The organism is Haematobacter sp., assembly GCF_032102465.1.
GTDB lineage: Bacteria > Pseudomonadota > Alphaproteobacteria > Rhodobacterales > Rhodobacteraceae > Haematobacter.
Genome location: NZ_DAMDHB010000004.1, coordinates 98640 through 117156, shown reverse-complemented (window position 1 = coordinate 117156; position 18517 = coordinate 98640). Strand labels below are relative to the sequence as shown.

The 18517-nt window shown below is 65.6% G+C and carries 18 protein-coding genes; 4 read left to right on the top strand and 14 right to left on the bottom strand.

What is annotated here, in order from left to right; all coding sequences use genetic code 11:
- Nucleotides 1-430 precede the first annotated feature (430 nt).
- The 8 genes from phoB to RT513_RS04700 form a co-directional block, all read right to left on the bottom strand.
- The gene (phoB, locus tag RT513_RS04735) at nt 431-1117 is read right to left on the bottom strand and encodes a phosphate regulon transcriptional regulator PhoB (RefSeq protein ID WP_035713014.1); all 687 of its coding nucleotides are present in this window, start codon (nt 1115-1117) and stop codon (nt 431-433) included.
- The gene (phoU, locus tag RT513_RS04730; protein ID WP_035744017.1) at nt 1114-1833 is read right to left on the bottom strand and encodes a phosphate signaling complex protein PhoU; all 720 of its coding nucleotides are present in this window, start codon (nt 1831-1833) and stop codon (nt 1114-1116) included. Before phoU ends, phoB begins: the two co-directional genes overlap by 4 nt.
- A gap of 12 nt (nt 1834-1845) precedes the next feature.
- Nucleotides 1846-2643 (bottom strand): phosphate ABC transporter ATP-binding protein PstB, encoded by a 798-nt coding sequence (gene pstB / locus RT513_RS04725; RefSeq protein ID WP_088215192.1) that lies wholly within the window; start codon nt 2641-2643, stop codon nt 1846-1848.
- A 12-nt stretch (nt 2644-2655) separates the two neighbouring features.
- Nucleotides 2656-4017, bottom strand: coding sequence for a phosphate ABC transporter permease PstA (gene pstA, locus RT513_RS04720; RefSeq protein ID WP_088215191.1), 1362 nt, complete (start codon nt 4015-4017; stop codon nt 2656-2658).
- On the bottom strand, nt 4014-5225 hold the full coding sequence (gene pstC, locus RT513_RS04715; protein ID WP_290688183.1) for a phosphate ABC transporter permease subunit PstC: 1212 nt from the start codon (nt 5223-5225) through the stop codon (nt 4014-4016). The genes pstA and pstC overlap by 4 nt, the downstream gene beginning before the upstream one ends.
- Nucleotides 5226-5283: 58 nt before the next feature.
- A complete protein-coding gene (locus RT513_RS04710; protein WP_290688185.1) occupies nt 5284-6309 on the bottom strand; it encodes a substrate-binding domain-containing protein in 1026 nt (341 codons plus the stop codon).
- Between the two features lie 304 nt (nt 6310-6613).
- Nucleotides 6614-6943, bottom strand: coding sequence for a hypothetical protein (locus RT513_RS04705; RefSeq protein WP_088215188.1), 330 nt, complete (start codon nt 6941-6943; stop codon nt 6614-6616).
- Nucleotides 6944-6975: 32 nt separating this feature from the next.
- Nucleotides 6976-8037: a sensor histidine kinase gene (locus tag RT513_RS04700; RefSeq protein WP_313533668.1), complete on the bottom strand. Its 1062-nt coding sequence runs from the start codon at nt 8035-8037 to the stop codon at nt 6976-6978.
- A 207-nt stretch (nt 8038-8244) separates the two neighbouring features.
- On the opposite strand from RT513_RS04700, the gene RT513_RS04695 reads away from it, so the two are divergent.
- On the top strand, nt 8245-8655 hold the full coding sequence (locus tag RT513_RS04695; protein ID WP_088215186.1) for a hypothetical protein: 411 nt from the start codon (nt 8245-8247) through the stop codon (nt 8653-8655).
- Nucleotides 8656-8658: 3 nt separating this feature from the next.
- On the opposite strand, the gene betA is transcribed toward RT513_RS04695, so the two are convergent.
- Genes betA through betI form a run of 3 tightly spaced genes read right to left on the bottom strand, consistent with a single transcriptional unit; the run spans nt 8659 to nt 12405 of the window.
- Complete coding sequence (gene betA / locus RT513_RS04690; RefSeq protein ID WP_290688191.1) at nt 8659-10368, bottom strand: choline dehydrogenase; 1710 nt, start codon at nt 10366-10368, stop codon at nt 8659-8661.
- A 13-nt stretch (nt 10369-10381) separates the two neighbouring features.
- Nucleotides 10382-11833, bottom strand: coding sequence for a betaine-aldehyde dehydrogenase (gene betB / locus RT513_RS04685; protein ID WP_290688193.1), 1452 nt, complete (start codon nt 11831-11833; stop codon nt 10382-10384).
- Nucleotides 11830-12405, bottom strand: coding sequence for a choline-responsive transcriptional repressor BetI (betI, locus tag RT513_RS04680; protein WP_290688195.1), 576 nt, complete (start codon nt 12403-12405; stop codon nt 11830-11832). The genes betB and betI overlap by 4 nt, the downstream gene beginning before the upstream one ends.
- 81 nt (nt 12406-12486) lie before the next feature.
- Between betI and choX the strand changes: the two genes are divergently transcribed.
- Genes choX through choV form a run of 3 tightly spaced genes read left to right on the top strand, consistent with a single transcriptional unit; the run spans nt 12487 to nt 15363 of the window.
- Complete coding sequence (gene choX, locus RT513_RS04675) at nt 12487-13413, top strand: choline ABC transporter substrate-binding protein (RefSeq protein WP_290688197.1); 927 nt, start codon at nt 12487-12489, stop codon at nt 13411-13413.
- Between the two features lie 46 nt (nt 13414-13459).
- Nucleotides 13460-14296, top strand: coding sequence for a choline ABC transporter permease subunit (choW, locus tag RT513_RS04670; protein ID WP_088215181.1), 837 nt, complete (start codon nt 13460-13462; stop codon nt 14294-14296).
- Entirely contained in the window at nt 14293-15363 is a 1071-nt protein-coding gene (gene choV / locus RT513_RS04665) for a choline ABC transporter ATP-binding protein (RefSeq protein WP_290688200.1), read from the top strand. The genes choW and choV overlap by 4 nt, the downstream gene beginning before the upstream one ends.
- Here choV and RT513_RS04660 read toward each other — a convergent pair.
- From RT513_RS04660 to RT513_RS04650, 3 genes are all read right to left on the bottom strand, one after another.
- Nucleotides 15330-16256: a DMT family transporter gene (locus RT513_RS04660; RefSeq protein WP_290688202.1), complete on the bottom strand. Its 927-nt coding sequence runs from the start codon at nt 16254-16256 to the stop codon at nt 15330-15332. The two genes, choV and RT513_RS04660, sit on opposite strands and share 34 nt — an antisense overlap.
- A gap of 206 nt (nt 16257-16462) precedes the next feature.
- Nucleotides 16463-17203 carry a YebC/PmpR family DNA-binding transcriptional regulator gene (locus tag RT513_RS04655; RefSeq protein ID WP_290688204.1) on the bottom strand — a complete coding sequence of 247 codons (741 nt, stop codon included), beginning with the start codon at nt 17201-17203 and terminating at the stop codon, nt 16463-16465.
- A 464-nt stretch (nt 17204-17667) separates the two neighbouring features.
- A complete protein-coding gene (locus RT513_RS04650; protein ID WP_088215177.1) occupies nt 17668-18480 on the bottom strand; it encodes a YmdB family metallophosphoesterase in 813 nt (270 codons plus the stop codon).
- Nucleotides 18481-18517: the final 37 nt, after the last annotated feature.

Here is an 18517-nt window from a genome sequence, read left to right as displayed (position 1 = left end):
GCCTGAAGGAAACCTGCACGGGGAGCAGCCGCCATGCGCGCTTGCATATCCACGCGGTAGAAGACCTGGCTGTGCCCGTCGTCTCGACATCGCGATACGTGCGCGCATACCCGCGCCTCAGCCGGCTCCCGACATTCCCGCACAATCGCCGTCTACGCGCCCATACCCACACGCAGGGCCGCAAGGGCAGCCGTCGACAACAGGCCCAATGAAACACAGGATGGTTCGGAGGTTTGGTTCGGGAGCGTCCGGTCAGGCCCCTCAAGGCGAGTTCTTTCAGCGGTCGATCTGGCTCGCCAGCCTGCGGGTCCAAGGCCTGCATGGTCGTGCATAGTAACATGCCCACCAATCCGCCGCGCAGCGCGCCAGCCTTGCCCGATCGCCGCGCTCCCGGAGGCGGACTGCCGCCCGCCCGGCACCTCCGCAGTCCTTATCCCAGCGCGTAGCCCGCGCCGCGCACGGTGCGCAGGACGTCCTCTCCGCCGTGGATGCCAAGCGCCTTGCGGAGCCTGCCGATATGGACATCCACCGTCCGGGTATCGACATAGATGTCCCGCCCCCAGACCCGGTCCAGCAGCTGCTCCCGGCTCCAGACCCGCCCCGGCTTCTCCATCAGCGTCGAGAGCAGACGGAACTCCGTCGGGCCAAGTTTCAGCAGCTTTTCTTCCCGCCAGACACGGTGGCTCTCCGGGTCGAGCCGGATGCCGCCGAACTCCAGCACCTCGCCCACCGAAGCGGGACGCGTGCGGCGGAGGAGCGCGCGGGCGCGCGCCATGAGCTCCACGATGGAATACGGTTTGACGACATAGTCGTCTGCGCCGGTTTCGAGCCCGCGCACCCGGTCCACCTCCTCCGAGCGGGCGGAGAGCATGAGGATCGGCAGACTGCGCGTTCCGGGACGGCCCTTCAACTGACGGCAGACCTCGATGCCGGAGACATTCGGCAGCATCCAGTCCAGTAGCACCAGATCAGGCGCTTCCTCATCCACCAGAAGCAGTGCCTCCTCCCCATTGGATGCCGGGATCACCCGGAACCCCTCCGCCTCGAGGTTGTAGGCCAGCACCTCGCGCTGCGAAGGCTCATCCTCCACGAGAAGGACGCTCGGCTTCGTGCTCATCCCCGATCCTCCATGATCGGCTGGGCCGATGTCGCATCTGCCTTGGGCCGGCTGTCGGAGGGCATCTCGCCGGTCGCGAGATAGATCACCTGCTCCGCGATGGAGGTGACGTGATCGCCGCAGCGTTCGATGTTCTTGGCGATGAAGTGAAGGTGCATGCAGGCGGTGATGTTGCGCGGATCCTCCATCATATGGGTCAGGAACTCGCGGAACAGCGCATTGTACATCTGATCCACGTCCTGGTCGCGGTCGCGCACGTCGCGGGCCAGTTCAACATCGCGGTGGATATAGGCGTCGAGCGCATCCTTCAGCATCTGCTCCACCGCCTTGGACATCCGCCGGATGGATCCGGCAGCGCCCGAGATCTGCGGCATCTGGCCAAGCACGACGGATCGCTTGGCGAGGTTCTTCGCATAATCGCCGATCCGCTCCAGATTATTGGAGATCTTGAGCACCGTCAGCACGGTGCGCAGATCGGTGGCTATGGGGGCCCGCATGGCGATGACGCGGGCGGCCTCCAGATTGATCTGCTCCTCAAGCTGATCGACCTGCTTGTCTGTGGCGCGGACATGGGCGGCGAGCTCGTCGTCGCGTTCCTCCAGCGCCTGCACGCTGTCGAGCAACTGCGTCTCGACGATGCCGCCCATCTTCATGATCATCGCCTGGATCGCTTCGAGATCGCGGTCGAAGGCGGACTGGATATGTACCTCAGGCATGGTCGCTCCCGCTCAGCCGATGCGGCCCGAGATGTAGCTCTCGGTCCGGGGGTCTTTCGGATTGGTGAAGATATCCCCGGTCTCGCCGAATTCGACGAGATGGCCGAGATGGAAGAAGGCGGTCTTCTGGCTCACCCGTGCCGCCTGCTGCATGGAGTGGGTCACGATCACGACGGAGAAATTCGCGCGAAGTTCGTCGATCAGTTCCTCGACCTGCGCAGTCGCGATGGGGTCGAGGGCGGAGCACGGTTCGTCCATCAGCAGAACCTCGGGCGAGGTCGCCACCGCCCGCGCGATGCAGAGCCGCTGCTGCTGGCCGCCCGAAAGCCCGGTGCCGGGCGCGGCAAGCCGGTCCTTCACCTCGTTCCAGAGGGCGGCGCGGCGAAGCGACTTCTCCACGATCTCGTCCAGTTCTGCCTTGGACCGGGACAGGCCATGGATGCGGGGCCCATAGGCCACGTTGTCATAGATCGACTTCGGGAAGGGGTTCGGCTTCTGGAACACCATGCCGACCTTTGCCCGGAGCTGCACCGGATCGACGCGCTTGTCGTAGATATCCTCGCTGTCGAGCAGGATCTCCCCCTCCACCCGGCATCCCTGGATCGTGTCGTTCATCCGGTTCAGCGTCCGCAGGAAGGTGGACTTGCCACAACCGGAGGGGCCGATGAAGGCGGTCACCATCCGGTCGCGGATGTCCACGCTCACATCCTTGATCGCGTGGGTATCGCCATAGAAGACCTGGACGTTCCGGGCGGCGATCTTGTTGCTGGTGTCGTCCACCAATCTCTCCGTAATGCGCATGTCGTTCATGAGCTTACTCCGTTACCAGCGGCGTTCGAAGCGCCGACGCAGCACGACGGCCACGATATTCATCACGAGCAGGAAGGCGAGGAGCACGATGATCGCGCCCGAGGCCCGCTCGACGAAGGCGGGGTCCGCCCGTTGGGTCCAGTTGAACACCTGCACCGGCAGGGCGGAGGCAGGATCGAAAAGCCCTTCCGGCGGGGCTGCCGGGAAGTCCCGTACGAAGGCCACCATCCCGATCAGCAGAAGCGGCGCGGTCTCACCGAGCGCCTGTGCCAAACCGATGATCGTCCCCGTGAGGATCCCCGGCATGGCGAGCGGCAGGACATGGTGGAACACCGCCTGCATCCGGGACGCGCCCACCCCGAGCGCCGCATCGCGGATGGAGGGCGGCACGGCCTTCAGCGCCGCCCGGGTGGATATGATGATCGTCGGCAGCGTCATCAAGGTCAGCACCAAACCGCCCACGATGGGCGCGGATTGCGGCAGGCCGACGAAGTTGATGAAGATCGCAAGGCCAAGGATACCGAACACGATGGAGGGCACTGCGGCGAGGTTGGAGATGTTGACCTCGATCAGATCGGTCCAGCGGTTCTTCGGCGCGAACTCCTCAAGATAGATGGAGGCGGCGACACCGATGGGAAGGGCGAGCACCAGCACGATCAGCATCATGTAGAGCGAGCCCAAGATCGCGATCCCCAGTCCGGCGCTTTCGGGGCGCTGGTCGGAGGCGTCGGAGCCGGTGATGAAGGAGGGGTTGAACTTCAACTCCAGCAGCCCTGCATCGCGCAACGCGGCGGCGAGCTGCAGCTGCCCCGGTGTGACCATGCTGTCCGTCTCCGCCGTCTCGCGCGTCACGCGGCCCTTCATATAGCCGTCGATGCGCCCGTTCGCGAGAACGTCGAAGGACACGTCGGTGCCGATGACCTCCGGGTTGGCGAGCACATGGTTGCGGAGCTGCGCGGCGGCGTCTCGGGAAATGATGCCGGCGGCTTCCTTTTCCGACAGCCCGTCGATGGCGATGCCGCGAGCGGCCAGCGCCTCCCGCATCGCCCGCTCGATCAGCGGCGCATAACCGAAGGTCGTGACCTTTGCGATGGCGGCAGGGTCGCGCGCCCCCGAAGGGTCGAGCTTGTCGGCGTCAAGATGAACCGTCAGTTCGACATAGGTCTGGCGGAAGGAGGAAAGGCCATTGCCGAGCACGGATGTCAGCAGCCCGACAAGCGCCAGCACGCCCAGCAGACAGGCGATGAGGCCATAGGAGCGGAACCGCGCCTCCGCAGCGTTCCGGCGGCGCGTCCGCGCATCCTGCTTCAGAAGGGAACGCTGGGTGCTCTCGCGGCGCGGCGCGGGCGTCGATCCGGCGGTTGCGTCGGTCATTCGTATTGCTCCCGGTATTTGCGCACGATGTGGAGCGCGAGCACATTGAGCCCCAGCGTCATCACGAAGAGCGTCAGACCCAGCGCGAAGGCCACCAGCGTTTCGGGCGAGGCGAAATCGGTGTCGCCGGTCAGCTGGCTGACGATCTTGACCGTGACGGTGGTCATCGCCTCGAACGGGTTGAGCGACATCTGCGCAGCCGCCCCCGCCCCCAGAACCACGATCATCGTCTCACCGATGGCGCGGGAGGTGGCGAGCAGCACCGCCCCCACGATCCCCGGCAGCGCCGCGGGCAGCACGACCTGACGGATGGTTTCCGACTTCGTCGCGCCAAGCCCGAAGGAGCCGTCGCGCAGGCTCTGCGGCACCGCGTTCATGATGTCGTCGGAGAGCGAGGAGACAAAGGGGATCAGCATGACCCCCATCACCAGCCCGGCCGTCATCACCGAGGAGCCGGACGTGCCAAGCCCGGTCGGCTGGGCGATCCAGTCGCGCAGCAGCGGCCCGACGGTGATCAGGGCGAAAAGGCCATAAACAATGGTCGGGATGCCCGCGAGAATCTCGATCAGCGGCTTGGCCACCGACCGGAAGGGCTTGGAGGCGTATTCCGACATGTAAATCGCCGCGAACAGCCCGATCGGAACCGACACGGCCAGCGCGATGAAGGAAATGTAAAGCGTGCCCCACAGCAGCGGCAGGATGCCAAGCTGGCTCTGCCCGTGGAAGGCGGGCGCCCAGGTCAGGGAGAAGAAGAAGTCCTGCCAGGGGTACTGGCTGAAGAAGTTCATCGTCTCGAACAACATCGACAGGACGATGCCCAGCGTCGTCAGGATGGCGATCGTGGAGGCGAGGATCAGCATGAGGAGGGAGAACCGCTCCACCACGTTCCGCGCGCGGAAGTCAGGCGAGACGCGCTTCAGCGACAGGGCAAGACCGGCAAGAGAAAGCAGGACGGTGATGACCACGACGACGGTGAAACCCTGCCCCCGCGCCCCGTCGCCTGCCGCCAGCAGGGGAAGCGCCAGCAGCCCTGCGAGCAGCCACAGCAGCGCCGGAGCGGCGGTGGACAATGCGACGAACCAGCCGTGGAAGGAGGGCAGCGAATGCAGAAGCCGGGAGTCGGACGTGCTCAGCGCCCGACCGCGTCCGAGCAGAAAGCCTGCCGCCGCGAGGGCCAGCACGATGAGGATAATCCAGGGGAGGGACATGGCGCGCGTTCGAGCCTCTGAAAGGAAGGAGGGCGGCTTGCGCCGCCCTGTCCGGGTGTCAGTTCATCGCCGCCTGGGACGCGACGGCGGCCTGCGTGTCGGCCAGTTTCGGATCGGGCACAAGCCCGTATTGCGCGAGCGGACCGCCCGGACCCGCGATGTCTTCCGAGACGAAGAACTCCGCAAATTCCAGCAAGCCGGGGATCTGGCCGATGTGCTGCTTCTTCACGTAGAAGAACAGCGGGCGGGAAACCGGGTATTCGCCGGTGGAGATCGATTCCACCGAAGGAACGATCCCGTCCATCGTAGCGACCTTCAGCGTATTGGTGTTCTGCTCGTAGAAGGACAGGCCGAACACGCCGATCCCGGCCTTGTTGGACTGGATGCGGGCCAGCGTCTCGGTATAGTCGCCGTCGATGTCAACGGAGCGGCCATCGGTGCGCAGGGTGGTGCAGGCCTTCAGCGCCTCATCCTTGCCAAGGGCATCCGTCATCGCCTTCAGCGCGCCGGTGGCCTCGCAGCCCTCCTGGATGACCTTCTCGATGAAGACCTCCCGCGTGCCGTGCTTGGTGCCCGGGACATAGGCCACGATCTCCTGCTTGGCGAAGGCCGGGTTGACCTGATCCCAGCTGGAAACCGTATTGGCAACCAGCTTGCCGTCCACGAAGGTCTGCGCGGCCAGTGCCTTGTACCAGTCGGCGGGGGTGAAGGCGAAGTCCTGCGCGGAACGGTCGGAGGCGAAAACGATCCCGTCGTAACCGATGCGCACTTCCATGATCTCGGTCACGCCGTTGGCCTTGCAGGTCTCGACCTCGGCCGGACGGATCGGACGGGAGGAGTTGGCGATGTCGATGGTATTGTCAGCCACGCCCTCGCAGAACTGCTTCAGGCCTGCGGAAGAACCGCCGGATTGCACGACCGGGGTCTTGAAGTCGAAGTTCTCGCCAAAAGCCTCGGCCACGATCGACGCATAGGGGAGAACGGTGGAGGATCCGGCCACCTGAACGACATCACGTGCGGAGGCGGCACAAGCCCCGGCCGCGATTATCGCGACGACGGAGGCAGTGTTACGGACGATGGACATGGAAAACTCCTGTTAGCCCGATCAATATGGCGACCGCCGTGAAGCGACCTTCCGCAGGTCTCCTAAGACCAGGATGCGACCACTATGTGACACAAGGGTAACAGTTTCATGACATCGCCAAAAGCAGGGGGAGCGTTCTGGCGCAGGCGGGTCCCCCGCCCCACGAAATAACGGGGGAGACCTACTCCCTCTGAACCCGGTTCCGCGAGGTTTACCGGACAGGGTATTCTTCATGAAAGGCGCGGAACCAGCAGGTTTTAAACCGCTCCCCCGAGGGCACTGGTTTCCACACCAATCCGTTCGATCAGCAGTCAGGCGCAACCTTCTTGACGCCCATGAGGTCTAACCCGGAGGCGGTCTTCGGCTGCCAGGTTTTCGATTCCGGCAAAGCGCCCGCAGGCACCGTTCCGGTATTGGAGCCGCCCGTACCGCCGCTCCAACCCGTAGAACCGGCATTCCCCGGTGCGGTGCCGCTGGACGGACCCTGCGCCACACCCGTTGCCGGTTGTGCCACACCGCCCTCGCACTCTCCGGCCGTGCCGACCTTCGGTGTCTCCACGGCGGCCTGCGCCGCAAGGATCGCAGGACTGAAGATCAGGGTGGCGGCAAGCAGGCTGCTTCGGATGATGGACATGCGAACTCTCCCCAATTTGAGATAACGCCCTCTCAGCCCTCCGGTTCCATGCTGTCTGATCTGGGCAGCAGGACGGTGAAGCGGCTCCCCTCCCCCTTCCGGCTTTCGATCTTCAGGCGGCCCCGGTGACGGTTGACGATATGCTTCACGATCGCGAGGCCAAGCCCGGTCCCGCCCTTCTCGCGGGAGCGGTGACTGTCCACACGGTAGAACCGCTCTGTCAGGCGCGGCAGGTGGAGGTCATCTATCCCCTCTCCCCGGTCGATCACGTCTATCCGCGCAACCGGTCTTTTCAGCACCGGGTCGCGCGACTGGCCCGAAAGCGCCACCGTGACGCGCCCCGGGCCGCCATATTTCAGCGCGTTCTCGATGAGGTTGGTAAGCACCTGCGTCAGCTGGTCAGCGTCTCCCGGCGCGGTAAGCGGCTCGGCGGCGCCGGTCAGCTCGATCTCCGCGCCCGCCGCTTCCGCCACCGGCCGGAGGCTGGCCGCCGCGGAACGCGCGAGCGCGGCGAGATCGACCGGTGCGGTCGGCCGGACGCGCTCCTCCGATTCCACGCGCGTGAGCGACAGCAGATCCGCGACGAGCCGGTTCATCCGCTCCGCTTCCCGCGCCATGATGGACAGGAACCGCTCCCGCGCCGCCGCGTCATCCCGCGCCGCCCCGCGAAGTGTTTCGATGAAGCCGAGAAGCGCCGTCAGCGGCGTGCGCATCTCATGGCTGACATTGGCGACGAAGTCGCGCCGGATGCGGCTCGCCTGCTCCACATCCGTGATCTCCTCCAGCGAGACGAGCACCCGCCTGTCCAATACGGGCGTGGTCACCACCCGGAACGAGCGGTCGAGCGACGGGCCGGCGATGAGCATTCGGCCCTGTGTCTCCCGCCCGGTCCGGCGCGTGGCCTCGATACAACTTGTCACGGCAGGCTGCCGGATCACGGTGAGGTAATGACGCGCCTCGACCGCCAGCCCGAACAGGCGGACCGCCGCGTCGTTGGTGGCCAGGATCCGGTCCGCCTCATCGATCAGCAGGAGGGGAATCGGCACGCCCGCGACCAGCGATTTCAGGGCCTCGTCCGCCGTCGCGCTGCTCATTGTTTTAATCCTTTCGCTGCTTTAAACGACGCTCACGCCTGTGTGACGCGCGCGAATCGACATCGCAAGTCGCTCCCGAACATCTCCGCTCAGAAATTGCTTGTATCGCTCACATTATCGAGAATACTTTTGCGTGTGACCCACACAAGGGTTTAAACCTTTGGATGTGCAGTCTTTTGGCAGGGCAGATGACATGGTAACTTTCGAATGAGCTGCCTGTCCGCGGCGCCTGATTGGCTCAAGCAGCCAAAAGACGCGATCGGACCCGAATCCGATCGGCTTTTGCTGGTTGAGCCCGGCCCCTCGCTCGCACCGCTCATCCAGCAGTTCCCCGGCGGCGTTTCCATGATCTACTGCCGGTTCACGACGATCAGCCCGGAATTCGTCCGCCGCATCGCGCCGGATTGCATCCTGTCCCCCATCGTCGCCCGCCAGTTCGATATCGTCGATCTCGTTCGCCTGCTGGATCGGTGCAACTATCGGGGCTCCGTCGTCGCCGTGACTGACCCGCTGCCCGCCCCGACCATGGTGCTGAGCGAGTTGCGCCGGTTCAACCGACGCCTCGACATGAGCCTTCTGGAGCTCGCCTCCGCCGGAGGCCGCCGACTGCACACCTGAGGCTCACCGCTGGGATGTCTGCCACGCGGGATTTACCCACGGTTCCGCGTTGGAGGGCGGCAAGGGCACCCGGCCCAGCAGGTGATCCGCGGCCTTTTCCCCGACCATGATCGACGGGGCGTTGAGATTGCCGTTCGTGATGCGCGGGAAGATGGAACTGTCGGCAACGCGCAGCCCTTCCACACCGATCACCCGGCATTCCGGGTCCACCACCGCCATCGGATCCTCCGCCCGCCCCATCCGCGCCGTGCCGCACGGGTGATAGGCGCTTTCCACATGCTCGCGCAGAAAGGCGTCCAGCTCCGCGTCACTGTCCACGGCCGGGCCGGGCTGCAGCTCCGCCTTCACATGGTGGGTCATGGCGGGCTGGCCGAAGATCTCGCGGGTGAGCCGGATGGCCCTGCGGAAGTCGCGCCAGTCCTCGTCTTTCGACATGTAGTTGAAGCGGATGCGGGGCGGTTCCGCGGGGTCGGCGGAGCGCAGGGTGACCTCCCCCCGGCTGCCGGACCGCATCGGCCCCACATGGACCTGAAACCCGTGCCCCTCCGCAACCGCCTTGCCATCGTAGCGCACGGCGAGTGGCAGGAAGTGGTACTGGATGTCGGGATAATCCACCCCGGCGGCTGAACGGATGAAGCCACAGGCCTCGAACTGATTCGACGCCCCCGGCCCGGAGCGGGTGAAAAGCCAGCGCGCCCCGACATAGGCCTTGCCCAGCAGGTTCCAGTACCGGAACAGCGTGATGGGCCGGGCGGCCGCATATTGCATGTAGATCTCGAGGTGATCCTGAAGGTTCTGCCCCACCCCCCGCCGGTCCGCGACCACCGGCAGGCCGAGGGCCGAGAGCGCCGGAGCAGGCCCGATGCCGGAGAGCATCAGCAGCTTCGGCGTATTGATGGAGGAGGCGGCCAGCACCACTTCCCGCCGCGCCCGGATCACTTCCGTGCGGCCATGGCGCTGAAGCTCCACCCCCACCGCACGGCGCCCCTCGAACACCACGCGCCGGGCAAAGCCCCGCACGAGCCGGACATTGGGACGGCGCAGGGCGGGTTTCAGATAGGCATTCGCCGCCGACCAGCGCCGCCCGCGCCAGATCGTCGCCTCCATCGCGCCGAACCCCTCCTGCTGGCGGCCGTTGTAGTCGGCCGTCACGGGATATCCCGCCTCGGCACCCGCTTCGACAAAGGCATCGAACAGCGGGTTTTCCCGAGACCCGCGCGTGACATGCAGCGGGCCGGAGGCGCCCCGGAACGCGTCCGGCTCTCCGCCGTGCCATGTCTCCATGCGGCGGAAATAGGGCAGCACATCGGCATAGGCCCAACCGTCCGCGCCGGAATCGCGCCAGTGATCGAAGTCCTTCGCATGACCGCGCACAAAGACCATGCCGTTGATGGAGGACGAGCCTCCGATCACCTTGCCCCGCGGCACGGCAAGCTTGCGACCGGCCAGATGCGGCTCCGGCTCCGACTGGAACCCCCAGTCATAGCGCGACATGTTCATCGGGTAGGACAGCGCGCCGGGCATCTGGATGAACGGCCCGGCGTCGGTTCCGCCGAACTCGATCACGATGACGCTCGCCCCCGCCTCAGACAGCCGGTAAGCCATGGCGGAGCCGGCAGAACCCGCGCCCACGATGACGAAATCCGCCGTCTCGCCGCCGTCGCCGTTCTTCAGGAAACGGCCACCCACACCGCCCGGAATGCCGCCGGTCATAATGCGCTCTCCTTCAATACGGGGCTTCGACGGGTCCGAGCCCGACATAGACGGATTTGATCTGGGTATAGTGCTCCACTGCCGCGCGGCCGTTCTCCCGCCCCACGCCGGAGAGCTTCATGCCGCCGAACGGTGCCTCCACCGGGGTCAGGTTGTAGGCGTTGATCCAGCAGGTGCCTGCCTCGAACCCCGCCGCCATCCTGTGCGCCCGCGTCATGTCGGCGGTGAACACCCCCGCCGCAAGACCATAGGGCGTGGCATTGGCGCGAGTGAGCGCCTCCTCCTCCGTCTCGAAGTCCAGGACGGCCATGACGGGGCCGAAGACTTCCTCCCGCGCCAGCGTCATCCCGTCGGTGACACCGGCGAAGACGGTCGGCTCCACAAAAAGCCCCGCATTGCCCCATTGCCGCCCGCCGGTCACGAGCTGCGCGCCTTCCGCCTCCGCGCGGGCGATATAGCCCATCACCTTGTCGAACTGGGCCTGCGAGACGAGCGGCCCCATCTGCGTCGCCTCATCCAGCGGATCGCCGAGCAGGATCGCCCTGCTCCGCCGCACAAGCCGGTCGAGAAACGCCTCGCGCACGGATTTCTGCACGAAGACCCGCGTGCCGTTGGAGCAGATCTGGCCGGAGGAATAGAAATTCCCCAGCATCGCCGCGCCGACCGCGCTGTCCAGGTCGGCATCCTCGAACACCACGAGCGGGGATTTCCCGCCCAGCTCCATCGTGACGGAGCGGATACCCTCCGCCGCCGCGGCATAGACCTTGGCTCCCGTCGCGACGGAGCCGGTCAGGGAAACCTTGTCCACCCGCGGATCCGTCACCAGCGCAGCCCCCACTGCGCCCCGCCCCTGCACGACGTTGAAAAGGCCAGGCGGCAGGCCCGCCTCGATGAGGATCTCCGCCAGTTTCAGCGCGCCAAGCGGTGTCGTCTCGGAGGGCTTGAAGACCATCGCATTGCCAAGGGCCAGCGCGGGCGCGGCCTTCCAGCAGGCGATCTGCGTGGGATAGTTCCATGCGCCGATGCCGACGCAGACCCCGACCGGCTCCCGCCGGGTATAGACGAAATCCTGCCCGAGCGGGATCGTCTCGCCCGTCACGGTCGGTGCGAGGCCCGCGAAATACTCCAGCGCATCCGCCCCGCTCGTCGCATCGGCGACGAGGGTTTCCTGAATGGGCTTGCCCGTATCCAGCGTCTCCAGTTCGGAAAGCGCGCGGTTCCGCTCCCGCATGATCTGCGCGGCGCGGTGGAGGATGCGCCCCCGCTCCACCGGGCGGAGCCCGGCCCAGTCGCGCTGCGCCCGCCGCGCGGAATTCAGCGCGCGGTCGAGAATCGCGGGCGTTGCCTCATGCAGGCGGGCGATGACTTCGCCGGTTGCCGGATAGATCACATCGACCGGCGCACCCGAGGTATCCTCGACAAAGGCGCCGTCGATGAAATGGCTTGCTTGGGGCTGTGCCCTCATCCTGCGATCTCCTTCTCCAGATGCCCCATGACGGCCCGCGTCGCCTCCGCCCCGTCAGGCGTCCCTTCGCCCAGCGCCTCGCGCAGATAGACCCCGTCGATCATCGCGCCGATGGCATAGGCCGCTTCCTCCGCCCGCTCACCCACCAGCGGCCGCAGCTCACGCAGCAAGTTGGAATGCAGCCTACGACGGTAGATGTTCAGCAGGCGCCGCGCTTCCGCGCTGTTCTGTGCGAGCACGTAGAAGTTCAGCCAGGCATTCACCGTCTCACGCTGAAAGCTCGTCGGCGAAAAACCGGCCGAGACGATGGCGTCCAGCCGGGCGCGCGGCGCATCAGCCCCGGCCAGCGCCGCGCGGACCTCTGCACCATAGCTGGTCAGCACGAACCGCATGGCGGCGAGAAAGATCCGCTCCTTGCTGCCGAAGTAATGGAGCGCCAGCGCCGAGGAGACGCCCGCCCGCCGCGCGATCTGCGCCACGGTCGCGTCGAGCCCCCCTACGCCTCCGATCTCCGCTATGGTCGCTTTTACCAGCGCGGCCCTTCGAATAGGCTCCATTCCACGTTTCGGCATGTTGACACCTCTGCTCACCGGCGTACAACTACGCGCATCATGATTGAATAGTCAATCAACAACAAATCACGAAGGAATCCAATGTCCATCGTTCGCACAACGCTCCTCACGTCAGCCCTCGTCGCAGCCGCGCTGCCCGCCGCCGCCAACTGCGACAAGGTCACATTCGCCGATGTCGGCTGGACCGACATCACCGCCACGACCGCGGTTGCGACCACGGTCCTGCAGGCGCTCGGCTATGACACGGAGATCAAGCTGCTTGCCCTGCCGGTGACGTTTGCCTCGCTCGCGAACGGGCAGATCGACGCGTTTCTGGGTCTCTGGATGCCCTCGATGGAGGCGGACATCACACCCTATCGGCAGGCAGGCACGATCGATGAAATCCGAACGAACCTGACCGGGGCGAAATACACGCTCGCCACCAATGCCGCGGGCGCGGCGGCGGGGATCAGGGATTTCAAGGATATCGCGACGCATTCGGACGTGCTGGACAGCAAGATCTACGGGATCGAGCCGGGTAATGACGGCAACCGGCTGATCCTCGACATGATCGAAAAAGGTCAGTTCGGACTGAAGGATTTCGACCTTGTCGAAAGCTCCGAACAGGGCATGCTGGCGCAGGTAAGGCGCGCCGACGGCCAATCGCATCCGGTGGTCTTCCTCGGCTGGGAACCCCATCCGATGAACTCCAACTTCGACCTGACCTATCTGTCGGGCGGCGATGAGGTGTTCGGGCCCGATTTCGGCGGCGCCACGGTCGGCACGCTGGCGCGGAAGGGTTATGTGGCGGAATGCCCGAATACCGGAAAGTTCCTTGAGAACCTTTCCTTCTCGCTTGAGATGGGGAACGAGATCATGGGCGCCATCCTTGACGACGGAGCGGAACCCGCAAAGGCCGCGGAAACCTGGCTCAAGGCGCATCCCGAAGTCATGTCGCCCTGGCTGGAAGGCGTTACGACCAAGGACGGCGGTGACGCACAGGCGGCGGTCGCGACGGCTTTCAAGTGAGCAGTTCCCCCTCCTCTCCTGAGCCAGCCGAAGGACGGACAAGCTGATGGACTGGATAACCTCGACCAAGATACCGGTCGGACGCACGGCAAAGCTTGTGTTCGACTGGCTGAACCTGCACGCGGCGGCGTTCTTCAACGCGCTGTCCACCGGAATGCAGGGGTTGATCGACGGAATATTGTGGCTCCTGCTGACGCCACCCCCGCTGGTCATCGTGGCGATCTTCGTCGCCATTGCCTTTGCCATCCAACGCAACTGGAAAGCGCCGCTGATCGTGCTGGTGGGCTTTCTCTTCGTGATGAACCAGGGCTACTGGCAGGCGACGATGGAAAGCCTGACACTGGTGCTCTCCGCCTGTGTCGTCTGCATGGCGATCGGAGTGCCCGTGGGCGTCTTCCTTGCGCACCGGCCAAGGCTTTACGCCTGGGTCGCCCCGGTGCTGGACCTGATGCAGACGCTGCCGACCTTCGTCTATCTCATCCCGGCCATCGTGTTCTTCGGCATCGGCATGGTGCCCGGCCTGATCGCGACGGTGATCTTCGTGCTTCCCGCGCCGATCCGCTTGACCTACCTCGGCATATCCTCGACGCCCTCCTCGCTCACCGAGGCGGCGACGGCCTTCGGGGCCACGTCGCGTCAGAAGCTGTGGAAGGTGGAGCTTCCCTATGCCACCCCGCAGATCATGGCGGGCCTGAACCAGACGATCATGCTTTCGCTTTCCATGGTGGTGATCGCGGCGCTTGTCGGTGCCAACGGGCTTGGGGTGCCAGTGGTGCGGGCGCTGAACACGGTCAATACGTCTCTGGGCTTCGAGGCGGGATTCGTCATCGTCATCGTGGCCATCCTTCTTGACCGGATGCTCCGCGTGGAGCGCCGCAAATGAGCGCCGCACCAACGAACAGCGCCGTCGAGTTCGACAATGTCTCCATCGTCTTCGGGGACAATGCGCGCGGCGCTCTGCCGCTGATGGACGCGGGGATGGACCGTGCCGAAGTGCGCGCGAAAACCGGCCAGATCCTTGGCGTGCACAACGCCTCCCTGACGGTCAATACCGGCGAGATCGTCGTTCTGATGGGCCTTTCCGGCTCCGGCAAATCAACCCTGCTCCGCGCGGTGAACGGTCTGAACCCGGTCACACGCGGCGAGGTTCGGGTGAACGACGGCAACCGGATGGTTGCGGTGAACGGCGCGGATGCCCGAACGCTCCGCAATCTGCGGCTGCATCGCGTCTCCATGGTGTTCCAGCAGTTCGGACTGCTGCCCTGGCGGACCGTGCGGGACAACGTGGGCCTGGGGCTGGAACTCGCCGGGCTTAGCGCCACGGAACGACGGGCCAAGGTGCAGGAGCAGCTGGAGATCGTCGGCCTGGAAGGCTCGGCCGACCGGCGGGTAACGGACCTGTCCGGGGGCATGCAGCAGCGGGTGGGCCTTGCCCGCGCGCTGGTGACGGGGGCCCCGATCCTGCTGATGGACGAGCCGTTCTCGGCCCTGGACCCGCTGATCCGCACCAAGTTGCAGGATGAGCTTCTGGCCCTTCAGGAGCGGCTGAAACGCACGATCCTCTTCGTCTCCCACGATCTGGACGAGGCCTTCAAGATCGGCAACCGCATCGCCATTCTGGAAGGCGGACGGATCGTGCAGACGGGAACCCCGCGGGAGATCTACTCCAACCCCGCGTCGGACTACGTGTCGGATTTCGTTCAGAACATGAACCCGCTTGCCGTGCTCACCGCCTGTGACGCGCTGGAACCGCTGACGGAGAGCGCGATCGGCGCCCTCCCGGCTGGCCTGCCGATCCGCAAGGCGATGGCCGCGCTCGAGGCAGCCGGCCATGCGATGCGTGTCGTGGACGGGGCGGAGACGCTGGGCCAGATCAGCCCCGCCAGCATCTCACGCAGGCTGCTCACGCCGAACGATCAGGCGCTTTCGGTAATGCCCGCCGGGGTCTGACCTCGTTTCAGCCGCGCTTCGCGCAGCGTGACATAGGCGACGGCGGAGATGATCATCGCCGCGCCCACCACGACCCAGATATCCGCCGCCTCCCCAAAGGCGGCGGCGCCGATCAGCGTGGCCCAGATGAGTTGCAGAAACGTCACCGGCTGGGTGACGGAAACCGGCGCAAGGCGGAAGGCCCGCGTCATCGCATAATGCCCGAAAGTCGCGCAGCCGGCGACGATCGCCATGCCGCCGAGTTCGGCAAGGCTGGGCTGCACCCAGTTCATGAGCGCCAGCGGTGCAAGCAGAACCGTCACCGTCACCGACATCCATGCCACGACGAGAGCGGGGTTCATTTCCTCGGACAGACGCTTGGCAAACAGGAAGGAGGCGCCGAAGCAGGCGGTGGTGGTCAGCATGGCCAGATGGCCCGGCTCGACCTCGCGCACGCCCGGACGCAGGATCACCATGACGCCGACGATGGCGACGAGGATCGCAACGATCCGCCGCATCGCCAGCCGCTCGCCAAAGAATACCGCCGCCCCCAGCGTCACGTAGATCGGGGTGAGATAGTTGATCGCCGTCACTTCCTGCAGGGGGATGGAGGTCATGGCGTAGAACCAGCAGATCACCCCGACGGCATGCAGCCCGCCCCGCGCCCAGATCTGCCCCATGATCCGGCGGGTCGGTCTCTGGCGCAGGAATGCAGGGGCGAGCGGAAGCAGGAACAGAAGCCCGAAGCCGAACCGCAGGAAGGCCGATTCCGCCGCCGGCAGACCCTGCCCGAAAATCTTGACGAAGACGTTGACGCCGACGAAGGACAAGCCCGAGACGAACATCCACAGCATGCCGGTCAACGGCTGGCTGTCGGTTTCCGGGGAAATCGGGGGAACGGTGACGGTGGCCATACCCCTCTTCTGGGCCGCGCCGCCGGACTTGGCAAGTCCGGGACGGATTAGCCTCCCTGCTGTGGCAGAAGACCCTCAGCGGCGAACCAGAAACGCGCCCGACCGGAGCTGAACTCCCCCGCTCGGGCAGGTCAGCGGGGACAATGCCCCGCACCCGTGGGGTGCCGGATCAATTCGGCACCGCCAGAATTGAACGGCCCGGCCCTTCAGAGTTGAGCCATCACCTCATCCGAGATCTCGAAGTTCGCGGTGACGGTCTGCACGTCGTCGTCATCCTCCAGATTGTCGATCAGACGCATGAGCTTCTGGGCGGAGTCGAGGTCCAGTTCCGTCGTGGTGCTGGGCTTCCAGACAATCTTCGCGCTTTCCGCCTCACCGAGCGGGGCTTCCAGCGCGGCAGAGACATCCGCCAGTTCGTCGAAGGCGCACCAGATGATATGGCCATCCTCGGAGGTCTCCACATCCTCGGCGCCCGCTTCGATCGCGGCCTCCATGACGGTGTCGGCATCGCCCACACTCAACGGATAGGTGATCTCGCCCTTCCGCTCGAACATGAAGCTCACCGCGCCGGTCTCGGCCAGGTTGCCGCCCGACTTGGTAAAGAGCGAGCGGACGTTGGAGGCGGTGCGATTGCGGTTGTCGGTCATCGCCTCGACGATGACGGCGACGCCGTTCGGGCCGTAGCCCTCATACCGGATCTCCTCGAGGCTGTCGGCATCCGCGCCGCTCGCCTTGGCGATGGCCCGCTCGATCACGTCCTTCGGCATCGACTGGGTCTTGGCCTCCTTCACCGCAAGGCGGAGACGGGGGTTCTTGTCGGGATCGGGGTCACCCATCCGCGCCGCAACGGTGATCTCGCGTGCGAGCTTGGAGAAAAGCTTCGAGCGGGCCGCATCCTGCTTGCCCTTGCGATGCTGGATGTTGGCCCATTTGGAATGGCCGGCCATGGCATGCTCCGTCTGGATGTCTGAAATTTGCCGCATCTCTAGCGAACGGGGCCCAAGGGGGCAAGGGCGGCGTGGGTGCCATGACCCAGTCTGACGCAGCACGTCACCGCAGAACGCGATCAGCACGACGGATGCGAGCCTTGGGAGCGTCCGACATCGGATCGTCCCGTGACGGTTTTGCATGGGCGGCGTCGGTCCTGCCGCGATACCGAACCGCAAACGCCTCGAATACGGCCCGCTGATCCCTTTGCAGGGGAGGCCGACCGCCTCGGCCCGGACCCTCTTTTTCCCGATGAGGGAACGTTGCTTCGGATTCGTGCCCGCCTGCGCGGGCTTCTACTTCCCTGCCTCTCGCCGGAGCCAGACGCCCAGCCCACGGGAGCGGCACAAGCTCCACGGCAAGGATTGGCCGCCAATCCATATGCGGTGCTCCAAAACGGTTGCCCCCGCAGGACAAGGACAGCTTATGGACCCGCCTGATCCAGCCGCCCGCCGACCCGGACCATGGCCTGGCGCACGGCCTTTCCGGTTGCGTCATCCGTCTCCACGAAGATGCCGCAGAGGGTCGCCGGGCCGTTGCCCGGCTCGAACCGCCCGCTCGCCATCCCGGTGATGAAGCGGCGGAGCGGCTCCATCTTGTTCATGCCGATCACGCTGTCGTAGTCGCCGCACATGCCCGCGTCCGACTGGAAGGCCGTCCCGCCGGGCAGGATCTGGGCGTCCGCCGTCGGCACGTGGGTATGCGTTCCGACGACGACGGAGGCGCGCCCGTCGCACCAGTGACCCATCGCCATCTTCTCGCTCGTCGCCTCGCAATGCACGTCGAGCAGGATGGCCGTGGCGGCAGCGCCGAGCGGGTGGGCCTTGAGCACCGATTCCACCGCGGAGAATGGATCATCGAACGGGCGCTTCATGAACACCTGCCCCAGCACCTGCGCCACGAGGATGCGCCGCCCGTCGGGGAGCGGGAACAGCCGGAAGCCGCGCCCGGGCGCGATCTTCGAATAGTTCAGCGGGCGGATGATGCGCGGCTCCTGCTCGATGAAGGACATCATGTCCTTCTGGTCGAACGCATGATCGCCCAGCGTCAGGCAATCCGCGCCCGCCGCCAGCAGCGCCTTGGCGTGGTCGGGCGAAAGCCCTGCCCCGCCTGTCGCGTTTTCGCCATTCACCACGACGAAATCGAGTTTCCATTCCGCCCTGAGACCCTGCAGCCGCTCCGCAATGGCGGTGCGGCCCGTCCGGCCCACGACATCCCCGAGAAAAAGTATCCGCATGATCTGTCCCTAGACCCGCTTGGCGCGAAGGGCAAGT

What these genes read in the sequence shown, in the direction of transcription:
- RT513_RS04660 (WP_290688202.1), bottom strand. Translation starts at nt 16,256, where the DNA reads ATGGCCACCGTCACCGTTCCCCCGATTTCCCCGGAAACCGACAGCCAG.
- choV (WP_290688200.1), top strand. Translation starts at nt 14,293, where the DNA reads ATGAGCGCCGCACCAACGAACAGCGCCGTCGAGTTCGACAATGTCTCC.
- pstA (WP_088215191.1), bottom strand. Translation starts at nt 4,017, where the DNA reads ATGACCGACGCAACCGCCGGATCGACGCCCGCGCCGCGCCGCGAGAGC.
- pstC (WP_290688183.1), bottom strand. Translation starts at nt 5,225, where the DNA reads ATGTCCCTCCCCTGGATTATCCTCATCGTGCTGGCCCTCGCGGCGGCA.
- choX (WP_290688197.1), top strand. Translation starts at nt 12,487, where the DNA reads ATGTCCATCGTTCGCACAACGCTCCTCACGTCAGCCCTCGTCGCAGCC.
- RT513_RS04655 (WP_290688204.1), bottom strand. Translation starts at nt 17,203, where the DNA reads ATGGCCGGCCATTCCAAATGGGCCAACATCCAGCATCGCAAGGGCAAG.
- RT513_RS04700 (WP_313533668.1), bottom strand. Translation starts at nt 8,037, where the DNA reads ATGAGCAGCGCGACGGCGGACGAGGCCCTGAAATCGCTGGTCGCGGGC.
- RT513_RS04705 (WP_088215188.1), bottom strand. Translation starts at nt 6,943, where the DNA reads ATGTCCATCATCCGAAGCAGCCTGCTTGCCGCCACCCTGATCTTCAGT.
- betI (WP_290688195.1), bottom strand. Translation starts at nt 12,405, where the DNA reads ATGCCGAAACGTGGAATGGAGCCTATTCGAAGGGCCGCGCTGGTAAAA.
- RT513_RS04695 (WP_088215186.1), top strand. Translation starts at nt 8,245, where the DNA reads ATGAGCTGCCTGTCCGCGGCGCCTGATTGGCTCAAGCAGCCAAAAGAC.
- RT513_RS04650 (WP_088215177.1), bottom strand. Translation starts at nt 18,480, where the DNA reads ATGCGGATACTTTTTCTCGGGGATGTCGTGGGCCGGACGGGCCGCACC.
- betA (WP_290688191.1), bottom strand. Translation starts at nt 10,368, where the DNA reads ATGACCGGCGGCATTCCGGGCGGTGTGGGTGGCCGTTTCCTGAAGAAC.
- pstB (WP_088215192.1), bottom strand. Translation starts at nt 2,643, where the DNA reads ATGAACGACATGCGCATTACGGAGAGATTGGTGGACGACACCAGCAAC.
- choW (WP_088215181.1), top strand. Translation starts at nt 13,460, where the DNA reads ATGGACTGGATAACCTCGACCAAGATACCGGTCGGACGCACGGCAAAG.
- RT513_RS04710 (WP_290688185.1), bottom strand. Translation starts at nt 6,309, where the DNA reads ATGTCCATCGTCCGTAACACTGCCTCCGTCGTCGCGATAATCGCGGCC.
- phoU (WP_035744017.1), bottom strand. Translation starts at nt 1,833, where the DNA reads ATGCCTGAGGTACATATCCAGTCCGCCTTCGACCGCGATCTCGAAGCG.
- betB (WP_290688193.1), bottom strand. Translation starts at nt 11,833, where the DNA reads ATGAGGGCACAGCCCCAAGCAAGCCATTTCATCGACGGCGCCTTTGTC.
- phoB (WP_035713014.1), bottom strand. Translation starts at nt 1,117, where the DNA reads ATGAGCACGAAGCCGAGCGTCCTTCTCGTGGAGGATGAGCCTTCGCAG.